Source organism: Phyllobacterium sp., from assembly GCF_037994425.1.
Lineage (GTDB): Bacteria > Pseudomonadota > Alphaproteobacteria > Rhizobiales > Rhizobiaceae > Phyllobacterium.
On the sequence record NZ_JBBNAM010000278.1, the window covers coordinates 1 to 3956 of the forward strand.

The 3956-nt window shown below is 58.0% G+C and carries 3 protein-coding genes and 1 pseudogene; all 4 read left to right on the forward strand.

Features of this window, described 5'->3' with window-relative positions; translation table 11 throughout:
* A pseudogene (locus tag AAAB35_RS19175) lies at positions 1-128 on the forward strand (short-chain dehydrogenase); the annotation flags it as partial.
* Complete coding sequence (locus tag AAAB35_RS19180) at positions 129-1460, forward strand: FAD-binding oxidoreductase (protein WP_340669877.1); 1332 nt, start codon at positions 129-131, stop codon at positions 1458-1460.
* A 98-nt stretch (positions 1461-1558) separates the two neighbouring features.
* The gene (locus AAAB35_RS19185) at positions 1559-3235 is read left to right on the forward strand and encodes a peptide ABC transporter substrate-binding protein (protein ID WP_340669878.1); all 1677 of its coding nucleotides are present in this window, start codon (positions 1559-1561) and stop codon (positions 3233-3235) included.
* Between the two features lie 88 nt (positions 3236-3323).
* Positions 3324-3956, forward strand: a 633-nt coding sequence (locus AAAB35_RS19190; protein WP_340669879.1) for an ABC transporter permease, incomplete at its 3' end; no start/stop codon positions are given.

Consider the following 3956-nt stretch of genomic DNA (forward strand, 5'->3'; position numbering starts at 1 on the left):
ATCGCGACGACAAGCTCATGACCGATCCGGCCGATATCGCCCGAATAACGGCAATGCTGCTTGATCTGCCCAATGAGGCAAGCGTCGCTGAGTTCACCATCAATTGTCAGTTAGAGGAATCCTACTAAATGCCCGGTCCCTATGTCGTGCGTGTGAACGGCGATGAAAACTTGCCCGAAAAGGTCGATGTGGTTGTGATCGGCGGGGGAATTATCGGCGCGTCGACGGCGCTGGAACTTGCCGAGCGCGGTCAGAAGGTCGCCTTGTGCGAGAAGGGCGGGATTGGCCAGGAACAATCAAGTCGCAACTGGGGCTGGGTGAGAATATCCCGCCGCGATCCCCGCGAGGTGCCCCTCATGGCAGAAGCCCTGCGCATTTGGTCAGGGCTAGACAAGAGGCTTGGTCGTGATACGGGCTATAAGCGAGCCGGCATCCTTTTTGCCTGCCCTGACGACAAGTCCTACGACCAGCACGCGCGTTGGGGCAAGAATCTCGAAGGGTATCAAATGGAAAGCCGCATGATCAGCGGCAAGGAGCTCGACGCGCTCCTCCCTGGCGGGCAAATCAAGGTCAAGGGGGCCTTGTATACGCCGGCCGACGGCCGTGCCGAGCCGCAGAAGGCCGCGCCGGCGATTGCCGAAGCTGCGCGGGAAAAAGGTGCCGCGCTCCTGACCGAATGCGCCGTTCGCGGCATCGAAACTTCAGCGGGCAAAATCTCCGGCGTCGTCACGGAGCGTGGCCGGATCGCCTGTGATGCCGTCGTACTTGCCGGCGGCGCCTGGTCAAACCTGTTTTGCGGCAATAGCGGCATCGACTTGCCGCAACTGAAGGTCATGAACACGGTCCTGCGTACGAAACCGCTCGAGGGCGGGCCCGAATCTGCGCTCTGGTCGAAAGATTTCGCCATACGCCGGCGCCAGGACGGTGGATACACCGTTGCCTCGGGTCACGAGAACATTGTCGATATCGTCCCCAAATCGTTCAAATATGCAAAGAGGTTTCTGCCGGCGTTACGGATGGAATGGAGCTCGTTGTCATTTCGATTTGGCGGGCGGTTTTTCGACGAAATCCGTATCCCGACACGCTGGACGATGGATGAGGCAAGTCCTTTCGAATATCATCGCGTCCTTGACCCGAAACCCTCGCTCGACATGTCCGACCGGGCGTTCAAGAGCTTGCGGGCGGCATTTCCGATCTTCAACAAGGCCGAGATTGCCCAGCGCTGGGCCGGCTACATCGACGTAACCCCCGACGCCGTTCCCGTGATTTCGGCGGTCGATCAGATCCCGGGCTTTCACATTGCCACGGGGTTCTCCGGCCATGGGTTCGGCATAGGACCGGGCGCAGGGCGGCTGATGGCGGATATCGTGACGGGCCGTCCACCCGTCGTCGACCCCAAGGATTTTCGCTTCTCCCGCTTCAGCGATGGCTCGAAGGTACGCCCGATCAGCGGGTTTTGAATTGGTGCGGTTGAGGAGCCGTACCGGATCGATGGTCTGCAGTTGGGCAGACAGCATGCAAACTGGAACATTGAACAACCAATAAGAAGGGAAACAGCATGTCTGACAAGCAAAAAAATCCAATATTTCACCCGACCCGCCGGCAGGCATTGGCACTGATGGGCTTTGCCGGGGCAGCCGGCCTGGTTGCACCGGGCATTCTCGGCCGGGACAGGGCCTTTGCTGGTCCACCTGCTGCGCCGAAAGGCCAGGTCATCATCGGGTTTTCCCAGGAGCCGACGGTTTTTAACCCGCACCTGCTTCACATTGAGGTCGATGAGGGCATCCACTTCAGCGTCTTCGATCCACTGTTCAATGTCGACCCGGAGGGAAAATTCACGCCTGCACTTGCACTCGAGGTGCCGACGGTCGAAAACGGGGGAATTTCAGCTGACGGACTGAACTGGAAGGTCAAACTGCGTGACGATGTCAAATGGCATGACGGCAAGCCGTTCACCGCCGAGGACGTCAAGTTTACCCTTGAACTCGTCGTCGACAAGGACTTCCGCAGCGCGCGCCGCGCCGGCCACGATCTTGTACGCGACATCAAGGTCGTATCACCGAACGAAATCACCTGGCGGATGGACAAGCCCTATGCGCCCTATCCATCGATCCTTGCGGCGACCTTCATCGTCCCAAAGCATATTCTGGAGCCTGAGGCGGACAGGAACAATGCTGCGTTTAACAATGCGCCTGTCGGCACGGGTCCATTCAAGTGGGTGGAGCGCGTCGCCGGCGACCATATCGAACTTGCCGCCAACACCGACTATTATGGGGAAGGCCCCTATCTGGAGCGGGTTATCTACAAATATATCCCCGATCTCACCGTTCTCTACACCCAGTTCAAGACCGGGGATATCGACGTCACCGGCCTGCAGTGGATCACGCCCGACCACTACGACGAGGCAAAGACCCTCGAGGGCAAGCAAGTGCAGGTTGTGCCCGGTGGAACGGTCGAATCGGTGACCTTCAACATGGACAGGCCGCAGTTCAAGGACCTTGCGGTTCGCCAGGCGCTCTATTACGCGCTCGACAAGGCGACGATTATCGACGCGCTCTACTATGGCCTTCCGGCACCGACGGAAAGCTACATGCCGCAGCAGTCCTTCTATTTCAATCCAGACCTTCCAAAGCACGAATTCGATATCGAGAAGGCCAAGAAGCTTCTGGACGACGCCGGCTGGAAACCAGGCGAGGATGGCATACGCGCCAAGGATGGCGTGCGGCTGTCGTTCTCCAATTCAACCACGGCAGGCAACCATATCCGTGAGCAGGTCCAGCAGTATATGCAGCAGTCATTCAAGGATATCGGCGTTGAGATGACGATATCCAACTTGCCGCCGGCTGTAATGTGGGGCGAATACTGGATGCAATCCAAATTCGATTCCGTCGTCGTCGGGCTCGATTTTCTCACCGGTCCCGATCCAGACACATCCGACTATTTCCTAACGAGCTCGATCAATGCGAAAGGCGGCGCCGGCCAAAATACCTGGCAATATTCCAACCCTGAAGTCGACAAGCTCCTGGGCGAGGGCGGCCACGTGTTTGTTCCGGAGGAACGCAAAAAGGCCTACCTGAAGATCCAGGAGATCATAAGAAGCGATCTGCCCTTCTTGCCGATCTTCCAATACGCCACCATCCGTGGCCGCAAGAAGGGGATGACCGGTTTCACGCCGAATGTGAACAATCGCATCGACTCATGGAACGTTGGCAGCTGGTATTGGGAAGAGGCTTGATTCCTGTGATGCCGAGAGCGGGCTTGCCCGCTGTCGGCATCCGGCCAACCTCGTCTTATACCGTTCCGTTCATCGGAGAAATGACGCCATGACCCGATACCTCATGAACAGACTCGGTCAAAGTCTTGTACTGCTCGTGCTCGTATCCATCATCGGATTTGCCGTACTCAATCTTGCACCAGGCGGACCCCTGTCGCAGTTCGCTCTGACGCCCGGCATGACAAAGGCCGATCTTGACCGGATATCAGCACAGATGGGGCTCGATCGCCCCCTCGTCGTGCAATATGCGGACTGGGCCTGGCGGCTGCTTCGCGGCGATTGGGGACGCTCATTTCGAGATGGACGCCCCGTTCTTGACGTCATTGGTGGCCATTTCGGCGCCACCTTGCTGCTTATGGGCACTGCCAGCCTCATTTCAGTGACGATCGGCACATGGGTCGGCATTAAAGGCGCGACCAAACGCTATTCGATATTCGACTACACGGCGACCGTCGGGGCAATGGTGGCGCTGTCGATTCCAACGTTCTGGTTCGGGCTCGTTGCCATCTACATTTTCTCGCTGAAACTCGGTTGGTTGCCTGCAGGCAACATGTACACGATCGGTGACGGATCGATCCTCGATTACGCCAAGCATCTGATCATGCCGAGCATGGTGCTGGCGTTGGTGGATGTCGCCGTCTGGAGCCGCTATATGCGCACAGCAACCCTTGATGTGATCAAC

What these genes read in the sequence shown, in the direction of transcription:
- AAAB35_RS19180 (WP_340669877.1), top strand. Translation starts at nt 129, where the DNA reads ATGCCCGGTCCCTATGTCGTGCGTGTGAACGGCGATGAAAACTTGCCC.
- AAAB35_RS19185 (WP_340669878.1), top strand. Translation starts at nt 1,559, where the DNA reads ATGTCTGACAAGCAAAAAAATCCAATATTTCACCCGACCCGCCGGCAG.